Raw genomic sequence first — 790 nt, forward strand, 5'->3', positions numbered from 1 at the left:
GTCGCCTGATTAATTTTAATACCCTGCCCGATGCTGAACCCGCCAATGGGCATTATGCCTATTGGTGGAATGCCCCGCGCCATCAGGCGATTGCCGGTTTTGAAAGACCGCTTACCCGTGAAAGGTTGATTCAGGGGCAAGCGATTTTAGCTGACATTGACGCATTGCCGCGCATCCTGCGTTATCCCTTTAGAAAACGTTACGAAACCACACTTAAGGAACAGGGGGTTCGCAAGGCCCAGGATTTTCTTTATTTCGACTTCCATCAGAAATTCTGGCCGCGGATTGTCTCCGTGACCCGCCGCTTTGAAATGGATACCCAGACCACCCTGACCGCCACGGCCAGAATATCAGCCGAAATCAGCCAGTTTAACCGCCTGCCCGATCTCCATAACAAACAGTTAAAAATGCTGGCGACAAAAATCGCCGCCGGGTTCTTCAATCTGTTTGAGCAGTATTGTGATCAGTGCATCGTCAACGAGAACGGCGATAAAGAGGCGCTGTACCGGATGCGCAACCTGCATCCGATTTACGGTGAACTGGCAAAGATTGCCCGGGGTTTGCATGTCACCCCGGTTTATTATCAGCGTTACCGCAAAAGAAGACTGAAAGCGGAAAACGTGGTTTCGGCCGTGTCGCGGCTGGTGAATGACGATTTTTGGTATCGCCAGCTCAAGGCACATCGTACCCGTTGGCGCGAAGCGCTCCTGATCGCCGCAATGGCGGTCAATAAAAACCGCTCCCCGTATGCCAGCCGTCAGGCCATACAGGATGTGAAGTCACAGCGCCT

The 790-nt window shown here is 52.7% G+C and carries 1 protein-coding gene; it reads left to right on the plus strand.

All coding sequences use genetic code 11. From position 1 onward, the window contains the following. Positions 1-790, plus strand: a 790-nt coding sequence (locus tag NXS07_RS20430) for a replication endonuclease (protein ID WP_258087567.1), incomplete at both ends; no start/stop codon positions are given.

Origin of the sequence: Xenorhabdus bovienii, assembly GCF_024721015.1 — a bacterium.
In the GTDB taxonomy this organism is placed as follows: Bacteria; Pseudomonadota; Gammaproteobacteria; order Enterobacterales; family Enterobacteriaceae; genus Xenorhabdus; species Xenorhabdus bovienii.